At 70.1% G+C, this 19,366-nt stretch carries 17 protein-coding genes and 2 tRNA genes; 6 read left to right on the forward strand and 13 right to left on the reverse strand.

The window, feature by feature from the left end; all coding sequences use genetic code 11:
- Nucleotides 1-82 precede the first annotated feature (82 nt).
- Nucleotides 83-367, forward strand: a complete 285-nt coding sequence (locus ASE14_RS03840) for a hypothetical protein (RefSeq protein WP_056650886.1) — start codon at nt 83-85, stop codon at nt 365-367.
- On the opposite strand, the gene ASE14_RS03845 is transcribed toward ASE14_RS03840, so the two are convergent.
- The 8 genes from ASE14_RS03845 to ASE14_RS03880 all read right to left on the reverse strand — a co-directional run bounded on the left by ASE14_RS03845 (nt 368) and on the right by ASE14_RS03880 (nt 7,278).
- Nucleotides 368-1,603, reverse strand: coding sequence for a benzoate/H(+) symporter BenE family transporter (locus ASE14_RS03845; RefSeq protein WP_082600038.1), 1,236 nt, complete (start codon nt 1,601-1,603; stop codon nt 368-370).
- Nucleotides 1,604-1,627: 24 nt separating this feature from the next.
- Nucleotides 1,628-2,905 (reverse strand): ATP-dependent Clp protease ATP-binding subunit ClpX, encoded by a 1,278-nt coding sequence (clpX, locus tag ASE14_RS03850; RefSeq protein ID WP_056650889.1) that lies wholly within the window; start codon nt 2,903-2,905, stop codon nt 1,628-1,630.
- 114 nt (nt 2,906-3,019) lie between these two features.
- Nucleotides 3,020-3,775, reverse strand: a complete 756-nt coding sequence (locus ASE14_RS03855) for an AAA family ATPase (protein WP_056650892.1) — start codon at nt 3,773-3,775, stop codon at nt 3,020-3,022.
- Nucleotides 3,776-3,785: 10 nt separating this feature from the next.
- A complete protein-coding gene (locus ASE14_RS03860) occupies nt 3,786-4,454 on the reverse strand; it encodes an ATP-dependent Clp protease proteolytic subunit (protein WP_056650896.1) in 669 nt (222 codons plus the stop codon).
- 27 nt (nt 4,455-4,481) lie between these two features.
- Nucleotides 4,482-5,066 (reverse strand): ATP-dependent Clp protease proteolytic subunit, encoded by a 585-nt coding sequence (locus tag ASE14_RS03865; protein WP_056650900.1) that lies wholly within the window; start codon nt 5,064-5,066, stop codon nt 4,482-4,484.
- Between the two features lie 73 nt (nt 5,067-5,139).
- Nucleotides 5,140-5,622 carry a tetratricopeptide repeat protein gene (locus ASE14_RS03870; RefSeq protein ID WP_056650902.1) on the reverse strand — a complete coding sequence of 161 codons (483 nt, stop codon included), beginning with the start codon at nt 5,620-5,622 and terminating at the stop codon, nt 5,140-5,142.
- A 69-nt stretch (nt 5,623-5,691) separates the two neighbouring features.
- The gene (gene tig, locus ASE14_RS03875; protein ID WP_056650905.1) at nt 5,692-7,155 is read right to left on the reverse strand and encodes a trigger factor; all 1,464 of its coding nucleotides are present in this window, start codon (nt 7,153-7,155) and stop codon (nt 5,692-5,694) included.
- Nucleotides 7,156-7,204: 49 nt separating this feature from the next.
- Nucleotides 7,205-7,278, reverse strand: a tRNA-Pro gene (locus tag ASE14_RS03880).
- Between the two features lie 181 nt (nt 7,279-7,459).
- On the opposite strand from ASE14_RS03880, the gene ASE14_RS03885 reads away from it, so the two are divergent.
- Together ASE14_RS03885 and ASE14_RS03890 are read left to right on the forward strand one after the other, a co-directional pair.
- Nucleotides 7,460-11,230 carry an SCO7613 C-terminal domain-containing membrane protein gene (locus ASE14_RS03885; protein ID WP_157372766.1) on the forward strand — a complete coding sequence of 1,257 codons (3,771 nt, stop codon included), beginning with the start codon at nt 7,460-7,462 and terminating at the stop codon, nt 11,228-11,230.
- A gap of 77 nt (nt 11,231-11,307) precedes the next feature.
- Nucleotides 11,308-11,381 (forward strand) — tRNA-Gly (locus tag ASE14_RS03890).
- 225 nt (nt 11,382-11,606) lie between these two features.
- Here ASE14_RS03890 and ASE14_RS03895 read toward each other — a convergent pair.
- Together ASE14_RS03895 and ASE14_RS03900 are read right to left on the reverse strand one after the other, a co-directional pair.
- Entirely contained in the window at nt 11,607-12,095 is a 489-nt protein-coding gene (locus ASE14_RS03895) for a DUF6326 family protein (protein WP_056650912.1), read from the reverse strand.
- A 97-nt stretch (nt 12,096-12,192) separates the two neighbouring features.
- On the reverse strand, nt 12,193-13,230 hold the full coding sequence (locus ASE14_RS03900) for an NAD(P)-dependent alcohol dehydrogenase (RefSeq protein ID WP_200953257.1): 1,038 nt from the start codon (nt 13,228-13,230) through the stop codon (nt 12,193-12,195).
- Between the two features lie 131 nt (nt 13,231-13,361).
- On the opposite strand from ASE14_RS03900, the gene ASE14_RS03905 reads away from it, so the two are divergent.
- From ASE14_RS03905 to ASE14_RS03915, 3 genes are all read left to right on the forward strand, one after another.
- Nucleotides 13,362-14,036 carry a TetR/AcrR family transcriptional regulator gene (locus tag ASE14_RS03905; protein ID WP_056650918.1) on the forward strand — a complete coding sequence of 225 codons (675 nt, stop codon included), beginning with the start codon at nt 13,362-13,364 and terminating at the stop codon, nt 14,034-14,036.
- Between the two features lie 178 nt (nt 14,037-14,214).
- Nucleotides 14,215-14,712, forward strand: coding sequence for a Dps family protein (locus ASE14_RS03910; protein ID WP_056650921.1), 498 nt, complete (start codon nt 14,215-14,217; stop codon nt 14,710-14,712).
- A gap of 42 nt (nt 14,713-14,754) precedes the next feature.
- Nucleotides 14,755-15,483, forward strand: a complete 729-nt coding sequence (locus tag ASE14_RS03915) for a hypothetical protein (RefSeq protein ID WP_235511077.1) — start codon at nt 14,755-14,757, stop codon at nt 15,481-15,483.
- Between the two features lie 42 nt (nt 15,484-15,525).
- Here ASE14_RS03915 and ASE14_RS03920 read toward each other — a convergent pair whose 3' ends face one another.
- The 3 genes from ASE14_RS03920 to ASE14_RS03930 form a co-directional block, all read right to left on the reverse strand.
- The gene (locus tag ASE14_RS03920; RefSeq protein WP_056650924.1) at nt 15,526-16,182 is read right to left on the reverse strand and encodes a response regulator transcription factor; all 657 of its coding nucleotides are present in this window, start codon (nt 16,180-16,182) and stop codon (nt 15,526-15,528) included.
- A gap of 152 nt (nt 16,183-16,334) precedes the next feature.
- On the reverse strand, nt 16,335-17,762 hold the full coding sequence (locus tag ASE14_RS03925; RefSeq protein WP_056650928.1) for a sensor histidine kinase: 1,428 nt from the start codon (nt 17,760-17,762) through the stop codon (nt 16,335-16,337).
- Nucleotides 17,752-19,299 carry a multicopper oxidase family protein gene (locus tag ASE14_RS03930; protein WP_056650932.1) on the reverse strand — a complete coding sequence of 516 codons (1,548 nt, stop codon included), beginning with the start codon at nt 19,297-19,299 and terminating at the stop codon, nt 17,752-17,754. The genes ASE14_RS03925 and ASE14_RS03930 overlap by 11 nt, the downstream gene beginning before the upstream one ends.
- Nucleotides 19,300-19,366 lie beyond the last annotated feature (67 nt).

The raw sequence follows: 19,366 nt of genomic DNA on the forward strand, positions 1-19,366 counted from the left end.
GCCGAGCCTCGTGCTCGGCGGCGTTCCGCATGCGCGCACCCGGTGTTACGATCGAACATATCTTCGAATCGGTGAGGTGCCCATGTCGCTCGTGCAGGAGTACGTCGAGCTCTGGACGAGCGACGACGGCCGCCCCGAGCGTCTCGTGTGGCGGTCCCGCCGGTTCCGCGTGAACGACACTCCAACGACCCTCGTCGGCCCGTGCGACTGGTGGGCGCCGGTGGCCGGGTACGACGTCGCGCCCGGCCGGCCGCCGCTGCAGATCACCGGATGGCGCTTCCAGGCCAGCGCCGACGACGGGGAGACGCACGTGTTCGACGTTCGCCGTCACGACGGCCGCTGGGAGCTCGTGCGCGTCTTCGACTGACTAGACGGGCTCCGCGTCGAGATCGCGCTCGTCGTCGCCTGAGCGGCGTGCTGCGGCCGCTGGCGGCGTCGCTGCGCCCGCCCCTGCGGGTGCGGCCGGGCGGCCGAGCCACAGCATCAGCACGCCGCCGACGGCGAGCCCCCAGAATGCGGAGCCGATTCCGACGACGGCGACCCCCGATGCCGTCACGAGGAACGTGCCGATCGCGGTGATCCGCTGGCTCGGGTCCTCGAAGGCTCCGGTCAGCGCGGTGACCATGGCCCCGAGCAGGGCGAGCCCGGCGACCGCGGTGATGACGATCGGCGGTGACGCCTGCACGACGGCGGCCGCGAGACCGGCGCCGGCGCCGAGCACGAGGTAGACGATGCCCGAGGTGAACGTGGCCACCCACCGTCGACGGGGGTCGGGGTTCGACTCGGGGCTCGCCATGATCGCCGCGGTGATGGCGGCGAGGTTGAGCGCGTGGCCGCCGGCGAATGCCGCCGCCGTCGAGGCGACGCCCGAGGCGACGAGCACCGGCCGCGGCGCGAGCCGGTAGCCGAACGTCGACATCACGGCGAACCCCGGCACGTTCTGCCCGGCCATCGTCACGATGAAGAGCGGGAGACCGAGACTCACGATCACGAACGGGTCGAAGACGGGCGCCACGAACTGGAGCTGCGGCCGCACGGCCTCGCTCTCGAGCACCGCGGGTCCGGCCAGCACGGCGATGCCGATCACGGCGACGAGCATCGCCGCGGGCACGGCCCACCGCGGGGCGAGGCGCGCGAGCAAGAGCCACACGAGCACCATGGGCACGGCGATCGCCGGCTGCTCGACCGCGGCGAACACCGGGGCCACGCAGATCGGGAAGAGGATGCCGGCGAGCATGGCGCTCGCGATCGGCTTCGGAATGCTCGTGATCGCCCGGCCGAGCGCCGGCCAGAGCCCTGCGAGCACGATGAGCGCGCCGCAGACGATGAAGGCGCCGATCGCGGCGGCGAACTCCTGCGTGGTGGCCGCGGCGGCCACGAGCAGCGCCGCGCCCGGGGTCGACCAGGCGAACGAGACCGGCATGCGCGTGATGAGCGGCAGCACGATGCACAGGAGACCGGTGGCGATGCAGAGCGCGAAGAGTCCGGACGCCGCCTGCGTCTCCGAAGCTCCAACGGCGGTGAGGCCCGCGATCACCAGTGCGAACGAGCTCGCGAAACCGGTGATGGCCGCGATGACGCCGGCGACGACGGTGTGGAAGATGGGCGGAGCTCGCTCTCGACCGGGTTACGCCGACTTCTCGGTGCGGCGCTGCTTGGTGTGCGGCACGATCGTGGGCGCGGCGTTGTCGAGCACGGCGGCCTTCGTGACCACGACCCGGGCGACGCCCGTGGAGGACGGCACCTCGAACATGATCGGCCCGAGCACCTCCTCCATGATGGCGCGGAGACCGCGGGCACCCGTCTGGCGGAGCACCGCGAGATCGGCGATCGCCTGCAGCGCCTCCTCTTCGAAGTCGAGCTCGACGCCGTCGAGTTCGAACATGCGCTGGTACTGGCGGACGAGCGCGTTGCGCGGCACCGTGAGGATCTCCATGAGCGCCTCGCGGTCGAGCGGCGTCACCGTCGCGACGACCGGGAGACGACCGATGAACTCGGGGATGAGTCCGAACTTGTGGAGGTCTTCGGGAAGCACCTCGCTGAAGATGTCGGCTTCGTCCTCTTTGTTGTGCAGCGGTGCGCCGAAGCCGATGCCGCGCTTGCCGGCCCGCGAGGAGATGATGTCCTCGAGGCCGGCGAACGCGCCGGCCACGATGAACAGCACGTTCGTCGTGTCGATCTGGATGAACTCCTGATGCGGATGCTTGCGGCCGCCCTGCGGCGGCACCGAAGCGACCGTGCCCTCGAGGATCTTGAGCAGCGCCTGCTGCACGCCCTCACCGGAGACGTCGCGCGTGATCGACGGGTTCTCGGCCTTCCGGGCGATCTTGTCGACCTCGTCGATGTAGATGATGCCGGTCTCGGCGCGCTTCACGTCGAAGTCGGCGGCCTGGATCAGCTTCAGCAGGATGTTCTCGACGTCTTCGCCGACGTAGCCGGCCTCGGTCAACGCGGTGGCGTCGGCGACGGCGAACGGCACGTTCAGCTGCTTCGCGAGCGTCTGCGCGAGGTAGGTCTTGCCGCAGCCGGTGGGGCCGATGAGCAGGATGTTGGACTTGGAGAGCTCGACGTCGTCGCGCGCGTCGGCCGAGGTCAGTGCCGCACGGGAACGGACGCGCTTGTAGTGGTTGTAGACCGCGACGGCGAGTGCCTTCTTCGCGGCCTCCTGGCCGATGACGTACTCCTCGAGGAAGCCGAAGATCTCCTTCGGCTTGGGCAGTTCGAACTCGCCGGCCTCGGTCTCGCCGGCTTCGGCGAGGCGCTCCTCGATGATCTCGTTGCAGAGCTCGACGCACTCATCGCAGATGTAGACGCCGGGTCCGGCGATGAGCTGCTGCACCTGCTTCTGGCTCTTTCCGCAGAACGAGCACTTGAGCAGGTCGGCGCTCTCTCCGATGCGTGCCATCGAAACCCTCCCAGTCGACGAGTCTGTTCCGAGCCTAGCCCGAGAACGGGCCGATCGAGGGTAGCCTGCGGGATTCGACACGCTCGGTCGTTCGCGGGTCGCGAACCGGGACGTTCAGTCGAGGAGGTGCCGCAGATATCGCCGCGGGTCGTCGAGGTACCCTCGCCAGTGCGAGACCAGTTCGAGCTCCTCCCACGTCGTCTCGCGCATGCCCCACTCCCCCAGTTCGAGGATCGTGGCGCCCGGCACCGAGGCGAGCACGGGCGAGTGCGTCGCGCAGATGACCTGAGTGCCGCGCGACACCATGCGGTCGAGCCCGGCGATCCAGCCGAGGATCGACGAGAAGGAGAGCGCCGCCTCGGGCTCGTCGAGGCAGACGAGGCCGGCGAGGTACTGCGGGTGATTGAGCTTGTTGTCGAGCAGGTCGTTGAACGACTCCCCGTGACTCAGCGAGTGCAGGTGCCGGTCGGGGCTGTCGGGCAGCGCCTCGAGGTAGCTGTAGTAGCCGTGCATCGTCTCGGCGCGGAGGAAGAAGCCCCACCTCGGCGCCGACGGGCTGCGCTCGATGCGGAGCCACTCCGAGAGCGGCGACTCGCTCGGTCGCGTGGAATGCCCGCCGTTGTTGCTGCCGCCTTCGGGCGGCAGCCCGTACGCCGTCGCGATGCCCTCGAGCAGGGTCGACTTGCCGCTGCCGTTCTCGCCCACGAGGAACGTCAGGCCCGGAGCGAACTCGATGCCGCCGTCGCCGATCAGCTGATCGATCGCGGGAATGCTCGCCGGCCATGCGACACGGTCGATCGCGGCATCCGGATACAGCGAAACGCGGCGGATGGCCCGGCTGTCGTGCAGCCAGTCATCCGCCGCGTTCACGGTGCGAGCGCTATCGCGCGATCGCCGGCAGGCTCTTGCGGGAGCTGAGCACCTGGTCGATGAGACCGTACTCGAGCGCCTCGTTCGCCGACAGGATCTTGTCGCGGTCGATGTCGGTGTGCACCTGCTCGGGCGTGCGGTTCGAGTGATGCGAGAGCGTCTCCTCGAGCCACGAGCGCATGCGCATGATCTCGGCTGCCTGGATCTCGATGTCAGATGCCTGACCGTGCCCCGCCTCGCCCATGGCGGGCTGGTGGATGAGCACGCGGGCGTTCGGCAGCGCAAGTCGCTTGCCCGGCGTGCCGGCTGCGGCGATCACGGCTGCGGCCGAGGCGGCCTGCCCGAGCACGACCGTCTGGATCTGCGGACGGATGTACTGCATCGTGTCGTAGATCGCGGTCATGGCCGTGAAGGAGCCACCGGGCGAGTTGATGTAGAGGATGATGTCGCGGTCGGGGTCCATCGACTCCAGCACGAGCAGCTGCGCCATGATGTCGTCGGCGGATGCGTCGTCGACCTGCACGCCGAGGAAGATGATGCGGTCCTCGAAGAGCTTCGCGTAGGGGTCTTGGCGCTTGTAGCCGTAGGCCGTGCGCTCCTCGAAGCTCGGCAGGATGTAGCGCGAGCCCGGTGCCTGGACGCCGTTGAAGGCGGTGCCACCGAAAGCGGGGATGTTCATTCGCTCGTTCTCTCTTCTCTCGAGTGCCTACGCCTGGGTTCCGCCGCCACCGGCCACGTCGAGGGCCGATTCGCGGATGTGGTCGACGAAGCCGTACTCGAGGGCCTCCTGCGCGTTGAACCAGCGGTCGCGGTCGCCGTCGGCGTTGATCTGCTCGACGGTCTTGCCCGTCTGCGCCGCGGTGATCTCCGCGAGTCGCTTCTTCATGTCGAGGATGAGCTGCGCCTGCGTCTGGATGTCGCTCGCGGTGCCGCCGAAGCCGCCGTGCGGCTGGTGCAGCAGCACGCGCGCGTTGGGGGTGATGTACCGCTTGCCCTTGGTGCCGGCCGTCAGGAGCAGCTGCCCCATGGAGGCGGCCATGCCGATGCCGACGGTGACGATGTCGTTGGGCACGAACTGCATGGTGTCGTAGATCGCCATGCCCGCCGTGATCGAGCCACCGGGCGAGTTCACGTAGAGGTAGATGTCCTTCTTGGCATCTTCAGCGGCGAGCAGCAGCAGCTTCGCCGCGATCTCGTTCGCGTTGTCGTCGCGCACCTCGGAGCCAAGCCAGATGATGCGGTCCTTCAGCAGTCGATCGAAAACACCGGTGCCTGGTGTCGGTTCGGCCATGTGTCGCTCCGTTTCCGTTGTCGCGTTCACTCGAATCTATCCGGTGCAACGCGCGTGAACGGGGCTGTTCGCCCTAGGCGGATGCCGCGAGCTCCGCGGCGTATGCGGCGAGCGACACCCGATACCGCTGCGGGTGCGGCGCGAGGGCCGCGAGCGCCTCGGATGCCGCGAGGCGGGCGTCGCCCGCATCGACCCGCGCGAGCGCTCGGAAGGCGATCACGGCATCGCGCAACTCACCCGCCTCGGGCTCGATCGCGTCGAGGAGGGCGATGGCCTCGAGCGGCCGCCCGAGGTTGCGGATCGTCGAGGCGAGCTGCAAGTGCGCCTGCACGCGTTCGGAGCCCGTGAGCCCACCCGCGATGGCCTCGCGGTAGAGCGGTTCGGCCTCGGCTTCGAGGCCCGCCGAGTCGCGGGCGCCCGCCTGCTCGAAGAGCGCGATCGGGTCGCCCTGCGGGCGTTCGGCCGCGAGCGCGTCGATGCGGCGGATCACCTCGTCGTCGCCGAGCGGCTGCGCCTCGGCCCAGACGGCGTCCACTCGTTGCTGCCACTGCGACATCCGGTCCTCCTCGGACGAGAAACGGGGCCGAGCGAATCGCCCGGCCCCGTTCAGGGTTCGATCACCGAATTACTCGGCGTCGGCCGTCTTCGTTGCGCGCTTCTTCGGCGCGGGCTTCTCAGCGGCGGCCTCATCGGCGGCTGCGGCCTTCTTCGGCGCGCGCTTCTTCGGCGCGGGCTTCTCAGCGGCCTCGGCCTCTTCGACGATCTCTTCGGCCTCGTCGACGACCTCTGCCTCAGCCTCGGCCTCGGCAGCGGCGACGGCCGTGAACTCCGAGAGGTCGACGGGCTTGCCCGCGGCATCCGTCACCTTCGCCTTGCCGAGCGCGATCGCGAGCGCCTTGTTGCGCGCGACCTCGCCGACCATGGCGGGGATCTGGCCCTGCTGGCTCAGGATCTGCACGAACTCGTTGGGGTCCATGCCGTACTGGGCCGCACCCTGCACGAGGTACTGGGTCAGCTCGTCCTGGCTGACCTGGACCTTCTCGGCCTCGGCGATCGTGTCGAGCAGGATCTGCGTCTTGAACGCCTTCTCGCTCGACTCGGCGACCTCTGCGCGGTGCTCGTCGTCTTCGAGACGGTTCTCGTTCTCGAGGTGACGGTGCACCTCGTCGTCGATGACCGCCTGCGCGACCGGCACCTCGACGAGCTCGAGGAGCTTGTCGACGAGGAGGTCGCGGGCCTGGCTGCCCTGGCCGAACGACTTGTTGCGGGCGACCTGCTCCTTGAGGCTGTCGGTCAGCTCGGCGAGCGTGTCGAACTCGCTCGCGATCTGCGCGAAGTCGTCGTCGGCTGCGGGGAGCTCGCGCTCCTTGACCGCGGAGACGGTGACGGTGATCTCGGCGGTCTCGCCCTCGTGGTCGCCGCCCAGGAGCTTCGATGCGAAGGTCGTGGTCTCGCCTGCGGAGAGCGTGTCGAGGGCCTCGTCGATGCCCTCGATCAGGTCGCCCGAGCCGAGCTCGTACGAGATGCCGCTGGCGGTGTCGACCTCGGCGTCGTCGATCTTGGCGACGAGGTCGAGGGTCACGAAGTCGCCGGACTTGGCGGGACGGTCGACCGTGATGAGCGTGCCGAAGCGGCTGCGCAGACGGTCGAGCTCCTCAGCGACCTCGTCGTCCGCGACCTCGACGGAGTCGACCGTGAGCTCGAGGCCGTCGTAGGCGGGCAGCTCGATCTCGGGCCGGACGTCGACCTCGATGGCGAGCAGCAGGTCGCCCGAGAAGTCCTTGTCGCTGGGCCACTCGACGATGTCGGCCTCGGGGCGGCCGAGGGGGCGCAGCTCGTGCTCGGCGACGGCCGCGCGGTAGAACCCGTCGAGGCCTTCGTTGACGGCGTGCTCGAGTACGGCGCCCTTGCCGACGCGCTGGTCGACGATGGGCGGCGGCACCTTGCCCTTGCGGAAGCCGGGCACGTTGATCTGCTCGGCGATGTGCTCGTACGCGTGGGCGATGCTGGGCTTCAGCTCCTCGGGCGTCACCGAGATGGTGAGCTTGGCGCGAGTGGGGCTCAGCTTCTCAACCGAAGTGGTCGGCATGTGGAAGTTCTCCTGTTGTGTGGAAGTTCGTGTCGAGTCGTGGAACTCGTCGGGGCGACAGGATTCGAACCTGCGACCTCCCGCTCCCAAAGCGGGCGCTCTACCAAGCTGAGCTACGCCCCGAGTCGCGACTCAACTCGTCGATTCAGCCGCGCGGGCATGCCGAAGCATGCGTCAGACGGATGGACCCCCGAAAGTCTACTGCACAGCGCAGGGCGCTCGTTGTGCACCGTCCAGCCCCGACGCGCAGGGGTTCTTGTGGATGAATCGCCCCGAGCGGCGCCTCCCGTGGCAGAGTGTCGCCATGCCCGAGCATCCCGCCGATCGTCGCGACCTGCGACGGTGGCCCTCCGATCCCGCGCAACTCATCGACACGACGCTCTGCCCGGCGTGCTTCAGCGCCCTCCGATCGTCCGTGTGCGAGACCTGCGGCCTCGACCTGTCGGTTCCCGCAGCGGGCGGACTGCTCGCCGCCGGTCGCACGGTGCACGAGGGCGAAGCGGCCCGACAATCGCTCATCACGAGCCTTCGAGCAGAGCAGGCGGCTCGGGTTCGCGAGGCTGCCGCTGCTGTGGCTGCGGTACAGGCGATGGATGCCGCGGCTCCTGCCGCCCCGGCCGTCGTTGCCGCCGTGGCCACCCCGCTCACGTCGGTGCCGGTGCCGATGCCCGCGCCCGGCACCGCCCCCGCCACCGCCACCGCGCCCGTCGTACAGCAGGCAACCGCCCCCACCGCTCCCCCTGCGGCCAGGGCTGGCGCCCCGGTATCCGCGGCCGCCCCTCCTCGTTCGGGCCGCTCCGGCGTCCAGGTGCTGCTCCTGACGCTCGGCGTCGTGCTCATCTCGATCACGGCGATCGTGTTCCTCTTCGTCGCCTACCTCGTAGCGAGCCTCGAGGTGCGATCGGTCATCATCGCCGGCGCGAGCGTCGCCGTGCTGGGCGTCGCCTGGCTGCTCAGGGCCCGCCGCCTGCCGGGCACGGCGGAGGGCGTGGCATCCGTCGCCATCGTGCTGCTGCTGCTCGACGTCTGGATCGTGCGGGCCAACGAACTGTTCGGCACCGAGACCGTCAGTGCGTCCGGGTACACCGGCGGTGCGCTGCTCGTCGTCGCCGCCGTGCTCGTGGGCGTGCGGGCGGTCAGCGGAATCCGCGTCGCGGGATTCGCCGCGGCCGCGCTCGCCCCGATCGGCGTGTTCCTGCTCGCCAGCGACGCGGCGCCGCAGGACCAGCTCAGCACCCCGTTCCTGGTCGGGTTCCTGGCCGTCTCGGTGCTCGGCTCCATCGCGGTACTCCTGCCCGCCATGGTCGAGCGGACGATCGTGATGGCGGCGGGCTTCGTCGCGGGAGCGCTCGCCCTGATTCCCGCGACCTTCGCGCTGCCCGAGGTTCCGTGGAGCCAGCTGTGGGAGCACCTCGCAGTGGCCGCCGCATGGCTGATCGCGTTGCTCGCGGTGCGCGTGCGTCGGGGCGTGGCTCCGGCGTGGGGCGGAGTCGCGGCACCGGTGCTCGGGCTCAGCCTCGCCCTCGCCGCGGCGCTGCCGATCTATCGCGAGCTCGAGACCGCGCAGTCGCTGTGGCTGGCACCGGCGGCCGCGGGCCTCGTGGCCTGCCTGTTCGCCGCGGGCACGCGTCTTCGCGGCGGCGCGGCGGGCGACGCACTGTCGGCGTGCGTGGCGGCGGTGATCGTCGCCGCCGGTTCCGCGGCTCCTGGGGCGTTCCTCGGTCTCGGCGCGATCGGGTCGACGCTGGCCTCGAGCGTGCCGCCATGGCGGCTCGAGCTCGACTCCCCGATCGCGACCACCGAGCCCGGCCACGAGCTCACCGTCGTCCTCGTGCCGCTCGTGGTCGCCGTCGGCTCGCTCGCAGTCACCTTCCTGCTGCGGCGTGGCCGCGCCCTCGCAGCCCTCCCGATCGGCGCGGTCTTCGTGGGTGCGCTCGTCGCCGCTGCCGTCGCACCGGGCGTCGGCGTCTCCGCCGCCGCCCTCCTCGTGCTCGCGGGCGGCGCCCTCCTCATCGCACTCCGCCGCTTCGCGATCCCCGGCCTGCTCGCCGTACTCGTCATCGCGGGCGTCGGCAGCGGCGCCCTCGCCTGGTGGGTGGGCTACTCGAACGCCGAGGTCTGGCCGTGGGCGACCGCGCTCGTGCTCGTGCTCGCTGTGCTCGGCCGGCTGCTGGCACCCCGGATCTGGCCGTCGACCGCCGCCCCTGCGATCGGAGTCGCGCACCTCGCGATCGCCTCGACGGTCTTCGCCGCCGCGGTCTTCTCGATTCCGCTGTGGATCGAGTCAGGCGGCGCATCGCTGGTCGACGCCTGGGCGACGCCGTGGATGTGGCTCGCCACGGTCGCCTCCGCGTTGCTCGTCGCCGCCGCACTCGTGCGGGCCGGCAGCGCCCGCGATCGGCTCGCCGTCGTCGTTCCGCTGTTCGCGGCATCCGTCGTCTCGATCTGGGCGCTCGCGTTCGAAGCGGATGCCTCGCTGCGCTGGCTGCCCGCGGCCGTCGTCGTCGTCGCGGGGGTGCTCTGGCTCCGCCTCGGCACTCCGGCACCGCTCCGCATCGCGTTCGCGGCCGTGACCCCCCTCGCACTCGGCTTCGCCTCGGCCGTCGCCGTCGACCTCGTCGTGGGGCCCGAGCTCGTCGCGGTGGCACTCGCCGGCGCCACCCTGCTCGCGGCGGCGCTCGCGCACGTCGTTCCATCGCCCCCGGGAGCGACGCGTCCGGTGTGGGCTGCCGCTGCGGGCGTGGTGGGGCTGACCGCCCTCGTCTCGGGCCTCACCGACACGTTCGACACTGGTGACACGTGGCTCGTACTCCTCCTGCTCACCCCGGTGCCGCTCGTGCTCGCGGCGCTCGACGGCGACCCGATCGGCGGCGATCGGCCGGCACGGCACCTCGGATGGCTGAGCCTGGGGCTCGGCGTCGCCACCGTGTGGACGTGGCTCTCGAGCGACGGCGTCGATGACGCCGAGGCCTACACGCTGCCGCTCGCCGCGGCGCTCGCCGCCACCGGCGGCCTGATCACGTGGCGGCGCACTGCCGGCGCCGCCGCCGCGAGCGGCCGGACGGCACTGTTCGGGTCCGCGGCCGCGGTCGCGGTGCTGCCGAGCGTCGGCCTGGCGGGCGACTCCGAACTGCGAACGCTCCTGCTCGTCTCGATCGGCATCGTCGTCGCGATCGCCGCGACCTTCCTGCCCGACGTCGCGCGCGGGGTGCCGATCCGACTGCTCGGCGTGCTCACCGGATGGGTCGCATTCACCGGCGCCGGACTCGTGCGTGGTGCCGCCGTCGCCCTCGGCAACGCCGACAGCGTGCTCATCGTCGAGTTCTGGCCGGTCGTCGCCCTCGCGGCGGGCGCTGCGATCGCGGTGATGTGGGCCCGCACCGGGTCGCGGCCGGCATGGCTGGCGGAGGTGCTGCTCGCGGCATCCGTCGCCCTGGCGGCCGTGCCGACCCTGATCGCGATCGTCGACGGTCAGTCGCCGGTGGTGCGCGCGGCCGTGCTGTTCGCGGTGCTCGCGCTCGCCCACATCGCGGCGGCCGCGACCTCTGCTCGGCCGGTGTCCGGCGCGGTGTTCGGCTGGACGACCCTCGGCGTGCTCGTCATCGGCGGCCTGCTGGCACTCGTGTCGGGTCAGGTCGATCCCTTCGACGTCGTCACCGCATCGGTCGGCATCGCGCTCATCGGTGCGGGATGGTTCCGGATGCTGCACTCCCCCGAACTCGGCAGCTGGCCGGCGCTCGGCCCCGGTCTCGCCATCCTGCTCGTCCCGCCGCTCGGCGCTGACTTCACCGATCCCGAGCTCTGGCGCATCGTGACCCTCGGCGTCGTCGCCGTCGCCGTGGTCGTCATCGGCGCGGCCCGTCGCCTGCAGGCGCCCCTGCTGCTCGGCGGGGCGGTGCTGCTCGCGCACGCGCTCGTGCAGTTCTGGCCGTGGATCACCGACCTCTACGAGGCGGTGTGGTGGTGGCTGTGGCTCGGCATCGCGGGCGTGCTGCTCGTCGTGCTCGCTGCGACGTACGAGCGCCAGCTGCGCCTCGCCCGCGGCACCATCCGTACGATCGCGGCCCTGCGATAAGTGGGCGACGCCGGCGCGCGTCACGAGACGGGGGTCATCGTGTACTACGATGATCCAGTGCCCGCGAGCGGGTACGCGGGGATGTAGCTCAATGGTAGAGCCTCAGTCTTCCAAACTGATTACGCGGGTTCGATTCCCGTCATCCCCTCCACGCTCAGAAGTCGAGCCTGCAGATCGTTCCGCCTGTCGAAGCCGCTGGCAACCGCCCCTTGAGCGAGTGCCTCACCCGGATCGGCACCTTCCCACAACGAATCGAAGCTCTCCGCGTTGAGCCGGACAGCGTCCTCGCGGAGGTGGACTCGATGACCGCCACCGTCGTGGAATTCTCGAATCAGCTGCTCTCCGACGCGGGCTTCACGCCGTCGGGCACGGATACCTACTGTCGAAGGTCCTGTCGAAGGTCGGTCGTCGCGGGACCGGCTGGGACGGCGGCGGTTCGAGGCCAGGTCCAGGCGAAGCGCAGGATGAAGGCCAGGAGCAGCACCTCGATTCCGATGGAGAGGCCGTAGAAGAAGGCCCACTCCGAGGTCGCCCCTGCCGCGTTGAACGCCGTGTAGGGGATGAGGAGCGATGCGACGACGAGGTTCGTAGCGCGGTTCACGCGGGCGGGCAGCGTCATGGAGAGCACCACCATCAGGGCCGGGATCGACACGGACGCGAGGAAAATGGTCAACAACGTCGAGCTGATGTCGAACTTCCAGATGAGGCCGTTCAGGATGCCGTCGACGACGCCGGGCTTGTAGAGGTTGAAGAGGTCGACGTAGATGTAGAGGAACATGAAGCTGGTCCATGCTGCGGCGATCTTGGCCTGCACGGGGACGGGCGGATTGTCGAGCAGGTTCGGGGTGTTCGTTCGGATGGTCATCGGTTTCTTCTTTCAGGAGGAGCGGTCCGTCCGCCGGAGTGGCGGCAGATCTGGGCGTGCGTACGCACGGGTTGGGTCGTTCTCGTCGGTCCGGTAGTCAGACGGTGATCACGACCTTTCCTCTGGTGTGGCCGGCCGCGATGTAGCGGAGCGCGTCGGCTGCTTCGTCGAGGGGGTAAGTGCGGTCGATGACGGGCGTGACCTGCCCGGTCGTGAGCAGGTCGGCCAGGGTGAGCAGGTCCTGGCGCTTCCCGACCGACGTGAAGGGCTTCAGCTGCTGACGGGTGAACCCGGATAGCACGCGCGCTGTGACGATCCGACCGATGGGGCCGAGCCAGCGGCCGCCGCGTCCACTGTTGGGGATCAGGGTGCCGGTGGGCGTCAGCGCTCGGCGGACAGCCGCCAGGGGCTGGGCTTCCACGTTGTCGAGGATGACGTCGTAGCGCTTCTCGGCGCGGGTGAAGTCGGTCTTCGTGTAGTCGACGACGTGGTCGGCGCCGAGTGAGCGGACCAGGTCGACGTTGCGGGTGCTGCACACCCCCGTCACCTCGGCGCCGAAAGCCTTGGCGATCTGTACGGCGAAGGAGCCCACGCCGCCCGACGCGCCCGTGACCAGCACCGTCTGGCCCGGTTGAACGTTCGCGATCTTGCGCAATGCCTGCAACGCCGTCATGGCCGACGTGGGCATCGTCGCCGCGTCCCCGACCGACACGTCGGCGGGCACGGGCACCAGGTTGTCCGCCGGGACGCACGCGTACTCCGCGAGCGTTCCAGCGGTGCTCCACCCGAACACCTCGTCGCCGGGGCGGAGCGCGGTGACGTCCTTCCCGACCGCTGCCACCACACCGGCGAGATCCCTGCCGGGGATGCCGTTGCGCGGCCGCCGGAGCCCGAACACCAGGCGCACCACGTACGGCTCCCCGGTCATGACGAAGTAGTCGCCGAGGTGAACCGAGGCCGCGCCCACCTGGACGAGCACATCGCCTCGACCTGGCGCCGGGATCGCGACCTCCGACGACTGGAGGGCTGAGGGCGGGCCGTAGCAGTGCTGCACGGCGGCCCGCATCGTCGTCCCGGCCAGACCTGACGCCGACACCAGGCGTTCTCCCGCACCCGATTGCTGTTCGATCCCCACAGGAAGACTCCTCTCGTCCGAGCTGCGACGCTCAGTGGCTCGTACACCGTACGCGTACGGTGTACGCGTACGGTGTACTATGACGCGTACGGTGTACGCTTGTCAAGCCGGTCGAGAGAAGCGAGGGGACCGTGTCTGCGAGGGAAGAACGCGAGGTCGCGTCAGACGCGGGGCTGAGCAAGCGGCGCGTGGTGGTCGAGGCGGTCCGGCTCGCCGATCGCGAGGGGGTCGCCGGGCTGAGCATGCGCCGGTTGGCCGGCGAGCTCGACGCGGGCGCGATGACGCTCTACCGCTACGTCGCGAGCAAAGACGAGCTGCTCGACGCCATGGTCGACCTCGTGTTCGAAGAGATCGAACTCCCGTCGGAAGAATCCGACTGGCAGTCGGCGATGCGGCGGCGGGCGGTATCCACTCGACAGGTTCTCGCAGGCCACCCGTGGGCGATCGGCCTGTTGGAATCGCGGACGTCGCCTGGGCCCGCGAATCTCCGTCACCACGAAGCGGTCACCGCCTGCCTGCGGAGAGCCGGCTTCACAGTCGTGATGGCGACGCACGCCAACTGGTTGCTCGACAGCTACGTCTACGGCTTCGCCCTGCAGGAAGCCGGCCTCCCGTTCGACACCGCCGACGAGTTCGCGGACCTGGGCGAGGGCGTCTACCTGCCCCAGCTTCCACCTGACGAGTTTCCCTACCTCAACGAGTCCGCTGCGGCGCTCGTCGCTGCCGGCTACGACCCGGCCGAGGAGTTCACCTTCGGCCTCGACCTCGTCCTCGCCGCCCTCGAGCCCCTGAGAGCCTCCGCATAGCGACGCTCACGGAGCGCCGTCGCACCTCTGCTCCGACCTCGGCGAACGAGGTCGAGGTCGACCGAACGGGGTGTGACGCCCGGTGTCAACCCCAGATCAGCCGAGCCTTCCCTTCCTTGAAATATGCGAGCACCCGCGTAGCGTTGAACACGACATACGTTCAGGGAAGGTGGACCATATGACCGACACCAAGATCGCCCCCAAGACCCCGAAGGCCGGCGCGAACGCCGACGTGGCATCGGGCGTCGCCCAGTTCCTCACCCCCGTCGTGCAGGAGCTCGTGGCCCTCGCCGTCAACGGCAAGCAGGCGCACTGGCACGTGCGCGGCGTGAACTTCATCGCGGTGCACGAGCTGCTCGACGACGTCGTGGCGCACGCGCAGGAGTGGGCCGACCTCGCCGCTGAGCGAGTCGTCGCGCTGGGCCTGCCCGTCGACGGCCGCCTCAAGTCCGTCGCCGACAAGAGCGGTGCTGCGAACCCCAAGCTCGGCTTCCAGCCCTACGACGAGGCGATCGCCGACATCGTCGCGCAGATCGACCTCGCCGCCGAGAAACTCGCCGAGGCGATCGACGGCCTCGCCGAGCTCGACCCGGTGAGCCAGGACGTGGCGATCGAGATCCGTCGCGGCCTCGACAAGGACCGCTGGTTCCTCTTCTCGCACGTCGCCGTGAAGTAACGCGCGATGGCGGGCTGACGGGCCCGGGTGCAGAATGCCGGTATGACGGCCGATGCACCCGGGCCCGTTTCGTCTTCGGCGGATGCCGCGGGCGCAGGTTCCGGCGCGGCATCCGACCCGACGCTGACCGATGCGCAGAAGTCGCTCCGCGCGCAGATGCTGGCCACCGAGCACTGGAGCCTGCTCGCCTCGCGGTCGACCACGCAGAGCGAGGTGCTCACCCGCATCGCGATCTTCCTCACGCTCGTCTCGGCCGGGCTCGTGACGCTCGGCGTGCTCGGCAACGCCACCGAGTTCCGCGGCTGGTTCGGCATCGCGGCGCTCGGCATACTGGTCCTGCTCGTGCTGCTCGGCGTCATCACGCAGTTCCGCGTGTTCAACACCGCCACCGAGGACCTCGCGTACGTGCTCGCGATGAACCGGCTGCGCGGCGCCTACCTCGACCTCGACCCCGGAATCGAGCGGTACTTCCTCATGGGCACGACCGACGACGAGACGGGGATCGGCCAGACGTACTACCCGTTCGCCGTGCGCGACCGCACGCAGGTCTTCGCGAGTTCGGCGATGGTGATGCTCGTCGTGAACACCGCGCTCATCGGCCTCCTCACCGGCGCGCTGATCTACACGCTCACCGCGTCGGTGGGGTGGTCGGTCGCCGTGGGCGCGGTCGTCGCGGTGATCTCGTTCCTGTTCTGGATGTTCCGGGGCTACCGCAGCTACCTGCAGGTGCTGCGCACGCACGTGCCCCTGCGGCGCAGCCCGCCGGCGTGACCAGCGGCGCGACCCGCGTGACCTGCGACGAGACGCGCGGCGTCAGCGCTGCAGCCAGGTGAGCACCGCGAGCACGCGCCGGTGGTCGGTGCCGGAGTCCTCGAGGCCGAGCTTCTGGAAGATCGACGTGACGTTCTTCTCCACGGCGCCGACGCCGATGAAGAGCTGCTTCGCGATGCCGGCGTTCGTGCGCCCCTCGGCCATGAGCGCCATGACCTCCCCCTCGCGGGGCGTCAGCGACTCGAGCGGGTCGCTGCGGCGGGCGAGCAGCTCGCGCACGACCTGCGGGTCGAGCACCGTGCCGCCCTGGCTGACCCGTTCGACGGCGTCTTCGAGCTCGTCGAGCGAGGCGACGCGGTCCTTCAGCAGGTAGCCCATGCCGCCCTCCCCCGAAGAGAGGAGCTCGTGGGCGTAGGTGCCCTCGACGTACTGGCTGAGCAGCAGCACCCCGACCTTCGGCATGCGGCGCCGCAGTTCGATCGCGGCGCGCACGCCCTCGTCGCGGAACGTCGGCGGCATGCGCACGTCGAGGATCGCGAGGTCTGGCCGGGTCTCGTCGAGCGCGGCGAGCAGCGAATCGGCCTCGCCGTAGGCGGCCACCGTCTCGAAGCCGGCCTCGTCGAAGAGCCGGACGAGCCCCTCGCGAAGCAGCACCGAGTCCTCGGCGAGCACGATGCGGAGCGGGGCGCGATCGGTCATGCCCCCCACACTATCGGCGGGCGAGCGGATGCCTCGCGGCCACGGATCTCGAGACGCGTCCTCCTCCGTCGGTCGCTCCTCGATCAACGAAGGAGGACTGCTCGCATCCTCCTTCGTCGGTTCCTCGATCGACGAAGGAGGACTGCGCTCGGTCAGCCCTGCGGAGCGGTCTCCCCTGCTGCGAGCGGTGCGAACGGGATGTGCGCGCCGACCGTCGTGGGTCCGCCGACGGGGCTGTCGACGACGAGCAGGCCGCGCAGGCCCTGCACGCGGTCCTCGAGGCCGGCGAGCCCGTGCCCGGCGGTCTGCGACGCGCCGCCGCGGCCGTTGTCGGTCACCCAGAGGTCGAGCCAGTGCCCGGTCGCGCCCGTGTCGCGCGTCGAGACGGTGAGGCGGATGCCGCTCGCCTCGGCGTGCTTCACGGCGTTCGTGAGCAACTCGGCGGCCACGAAGTAGGCGTTGCGTTCGATCGTCGCGGGCAGCGCGGCATCCGTCGGCAGCTCGATCTCGACCGTGACCGGAATCGGGCTCCGTGCTGCGACCGACTGCAGGGCGACGGCGAGGCCGCGGTCCTGCAGGATCGGCGGGGCGAACCCGCGTGACAGCGCACGCAGCTCGTCGAGCGTCTCGCGGGCCTGCTCGCGCGCCTCGCCGAGCAGTTCTCGCGCCGACTCGGGGTCGCGGTCGATCTTGCGCTCGATCGCCGCGAGGTCCATCTGCAGGCGCACGAGCCGCTGCTGGGGGCCGTCGTGGATGTCGCGTTCGAGGCGGCGGAGCGACGCGTCTTCTGCCTGCACCGCGGCGCCGCGGGAGGCGGCGAGCTGCGCGACCTCGCGCTCGAGGGCCTCGGAGCGCCACGCTCCGAGCACGCCGCGGGCGATGACGTCGTGCAGCAGGGTGAGGCCACGGAACACGAACGGCAGCGCGGCGAGGAAGATCAGGCCGATGACGAACTCGAAGGCCGCCTCGCCGACACGGGGGTCGACGTTCAGCGTGTTGCCCGGGAACAGCCAGTCGATGACGACGTCGTAGAGCCAGAAGTCCTGATCGCCGCGGCCGTCGGGGATGTAGCGCTCCCAGATCCAGCCGGTCGTGCCGCCGAGGGCGACCGAGGTCCACGCGATCGTGATGCTCCACGAGATGATGCTGATGATCGGGTTGATCACCATGCCGTGCAGCAGGTAGAGCCAGTAGTGGCCGTCGATGAACGGTGCGAAGACCGTGCGCCAGAAGCCCTGCTCGCGCTGCTCGCGATCCCACACCGGGCGGGTGATCGCCCGCCGGCCGGCCCAGCGCAGCCGCACGAGCTCCAAGGTGCCGAACCCACGGGCGATGAAGAGCGATGCCACGACGATGAAGATGCCGAAGACCAGGAAGATCAGGCCGAGTCCCGTGGAGAACGTCGTGGAGAGCACGACGAGCCCGGTGATCGCAATCGGCATGGTGAGGATGAGGAAGGCGAACTCGCGCGGCACCTTCGCCCACAACGACCAGTAGCTGAAGCGTTTCGGCGCGGCCTCCGTGGTCGCGGCGGACGCGGGCGGCGTGGCGGCGATGGTGGTGGTGGTGTCAGTGCTCATGGTTGGTTCCCTCGGTAATCGTGGCACGCTGACCGGGCTCGACGACGGCGAACTGGCCCATCATCCCCTGATCTTCGTGCCACAGCAGGTGGCAGTGGTACATGTACGGCGTGTCGGGATCGGAGTAGTCCTCGAAACGCATCAGCAGTTCGTACTGCTTCTCGGGCTCGGTGAAGATCGTGTCCTTCCAGCCCGCGAGCTCGGGCGGCGGCGCTACGCCGTCGATCGACGCGATGCGGAACTGCACGTCGTGGACGTGGAAGCTGTGCGGCACCTGCGTCGCGTTGTCGACGATCCAGCGCTCGAGCGTGTCGACGGTCACGGTCTCGTCGATGCGGCCCATGTCCATCGACTCGCCGTTGATCTCGAAGCTGTCGCTGAGGGTGAAGGTGCGGGTGGTGGCGACATCGGCCTCGTCGAAGTCGTCGATCGTGTTGAGCGCGGTCGGCACCGGCGGCGCCGGGTCGAGCGTCGCCGCCGCGCGCACCTCGAGCACGTCGAAGGCGTCGCTGCCGCCGTTGGTGTCGGCGACCGGCCCGACGAGTCCGGCGATCTCGGGAGTCATCTTCGACTGCAGCACGACGCGTTCGCCGGGCGCCACGCGCAGCAGCACCTCGGCGCGTTCCCCCGGCGAGAGTCGCACCTGGTCGAGCGTGACGGATGCCTCGAGCAGGCCGCCGTCGGTCGCGATGAGTTCGACGGGGCGCGCATCGCCCCACGCGAAGGCGTAGGTGCGCGCCGTCGAGGCGTTCAGCAGTCGCAGCCGCACGAGTTCGTCGGAGACCTCGAGGTACGGACTGCGCGTGCCGTTGACGATGAGCTCGTCGCCGAGCCCGCCGGCGTAGCCGCGCTGCGTCGACTCCTGCTCGCCTTCGGTCGAGAAACCGGAGTCCTGCACGATCACCGGCACGTCGTCGACGCCGTACTCCGACGGCAGTCCGAGTGAGCGCTCGTGCTCGTCCTTCAGGATGAACATGCCCGCGAGTCCCTTCGCGACGTGCTCCTCGGTCTCGCCGTGGGGGTGCGGGTGGTACCAGAGGGTCGCGGCCTGCTGGTCGATGTCCCACTCGGGCGACCACGAGGCATCCGGAGCCACCATCTGGTGCGGGCCGCCGTCCATCTCGGCCGGCAGGTGCATGCCGTGCCAGTGCACGGTCGTCGGCTCGTCGAGGGAGTTCGCGACGTCGACGCGCACGTGCTCGCCGCGATCGGCGACGAGCGTCGGGCCGAGGTAGCTGCCGTTGAACCCCCAGGTGCCGCTCGGCACCCCGGGGGTGAACTCGGTCGTGCCCGCCTGCGCGTCGAGCGAGAACACCCGCGTGCCGTCGGCGTCGACGGTGGACTCCGCGAGCGGCGGGATCGCGAGCGGGGTGTCGAAGTCGACCTCGCCGACCGTCGAGATCGGACCGGGTCCGACGACGCCGCAGCCGGCGAAGGCGATCGCCACGAGCCCGCCGGCGGCGACTGCGGCGAGCGCGGTGCCGAGCACGGCGCGGGGGCGACGGAGACGAGGCGGTCGAAGACGTGTGACTGGCATGGTTCAAGCCTCGCGAACGGCGCGCACCGACCACAGCCGGAGGACAGCCGAATCGGGGCGGGGGTTT

It is taken from the genome of Agromyces sp. Root81, assembly GCF_001429165.1.
GTDB lineage: Bacteria > Actinomycetota > Actinomycetes > Actinomycetales > Microbacteriaceae > Agromyces.

Excerpts from the sequence above, each read along its gene's own strand:
- ASE14_RS03840 (WP_056650886.1), top strand. The coding sequence starts at position 83 with ATGTCGCTCGTGCAGGAGTACGTCGAGCTCTGGACGAGCGACGACGGC.
- clpX (WP_056650889.1), bottom strand. The coding sequence starts at position 2,905 with ATGGCACGCATCGGAGAGAGCGCCGACCTGCTCAAGTGCTCGTTCTGC.
- ASE14_RS03860 (WP_056650896.1), bottom strand. The coding sequence starts at position 4,454 with ATGAACATCCCCGCTTTCGGTGGCACCGCCTTCAACGGCGTCCAGGCA.
- ASE14_RS03865 (WP_056650900.1), bottom strand. The coding sequence starts at position 5,066 with ATGGCCGAACCGACACCAGGCACCGGTGTTTTCGATCGACTGCTGAAG.
- ASE14_RS03870 (WP_056650902.1), bottom strand. The coding sequence starts at position 5,622 with ATGTCGCAGTGGCAGCAACGAGTGGACGCCGTCTGGGCCGAGGCGCAG.
- tig (WP_056650905.1), bottom strand. The coding sequence starts at position 7,155 with ATGCCGACCACTTCGGTTGAGAAGCTGAGCCCCACTCGCGCCAAGCTC.
- ASE14_RS03885 (WP_157372766.1), top strand. The coding sequence starts at position 7,460 with ATGCCCGAGCATCCCGCCGATCGTCGCGACCTGCGACGGTGGCCCTCC.
- ASE14_RS03895 (WP_056650912.1), bottom strand. The coding sequence starts at position 12,095 with ATGACCATCCGAACGAACACCCCGAACCTGCTCGACAATCCGCCCGTC.
- ASE14_RS03910 (WP_056650921.1), top strand. The coding sequence starts at position 14,215 with ATGACCGACACCAAGATCGCCCCCAAGACCCCGAAGGCCGGCGCGAAC.
- ASE14_RS03915 (WP_235511077.1), top strand. The coding sequence starts at position 14,755 with ATGACGGCCGATGCACCCGGGCCCGTTTCGTCTTCGGCGGATGCCGCG.
- ASE14_RS03920 (WP_056650924.1), bottom strand. The coding sequence starts at position 16,182 with ATGACCGATCGCGCCCCGCTCCGCATCGTGCTCGCCGAGGACTCGGTG.
- ASE14_RS03925 (WP_056650928.1), bottom strand. The coding sequence starts at position 17,762 with ATGAGCACTGACACCACCACCACCATCGCCGCCACGCCGCCCGCGTCC.
- ASE14_RS03930 (WP_056650932.1), bottom strand. The coding sequence starts at position 19,299 with ATGCCAGTCACACGTCTTCGACCGCCTCGTCTCCGTCGCCCCCGCGCC.